Source organism: Moraxella sp., assembly GCF_024227015.1.
Taxonomy (GTDB): Bacteria; Pseudomonadota; Gammaproteobacteria; order Pseudomonadales; family Moraxellaceae; genus Moraxella.
This window is the reverse complement of sequence record NZ_JAAELD010000176.1, coordinates 1-626: the sequence shown is the minus strand read 5'-3', so window position 1 is coordinate 626 and position 626 is coordinate 1. Positions and strand designations below refer to the sequence as shown.

Here is a 626-nt window from a genome sequence, read left to right as displayed (position 1 = left end):
TCGCCAAGGGAGTCCCACGCCATACTAAGGTTGCTCAGATAAGTGGCCACTTTGGGATGCTGATCGCCATAGTCTTTTATGTCGATTGCCAGCGCCTCTTTATAATACTCGATGGCCTTGTCATACTCGCCAAGGGAGTTCCACGCCGAACCAAGGTTGTTCAGATCACGGGCCACGTCGGGATGCTGATCGCCATAGGTTTTTATGTCGATGGCCAGCGCTTTTTCATAATACTCGATGGCCTTGTCATATTCTCCAAGCTCATCAAGAATAGCACCATAGTCATTTAAGAAAAGGCTGTTTTGTGGATCCAGTTCGACCGCTTTTTGATAATATGAACGTGCGCTTTTAAAATCTAACTGTAGTTGTTTTATGCCGGCCAGTTCAAATGCGTCTGAGGCCGCGGATTGTTTTTCTTTTTCAATATTGCGCAGATGCTGTTCCAGGGATTGGAGCAGTAGCGCCTCGGCACCTTCCAGATCACCTTCATCCAATCTTGCTTTGGCTTGGGCCACTAATGGATTCTTGGCAGACCGTCGTTCAAGTTGTTCATTTAGTTCTTTGTATTTTTTAACCCATCGGTCGATTTGAGATTGACGGTCCTCCAAGGCAACATCTTTGGCGTC

Annotated in this window: 1 protein-coding gene; it reads right to left on the bottom strand. The window is 46.8% G+C overall.

Going from position 1 to position 626, the window contains the following annotated elements; all coding sequences use genetic code 11:
* The coding region (locus tag GY683_RS04035; RefSeq protein ID WP_297287529.1) for a tetratricopeptide repeat protein at window positions 1–626 on the bottom strand (626 nt) is incomplete at both ends.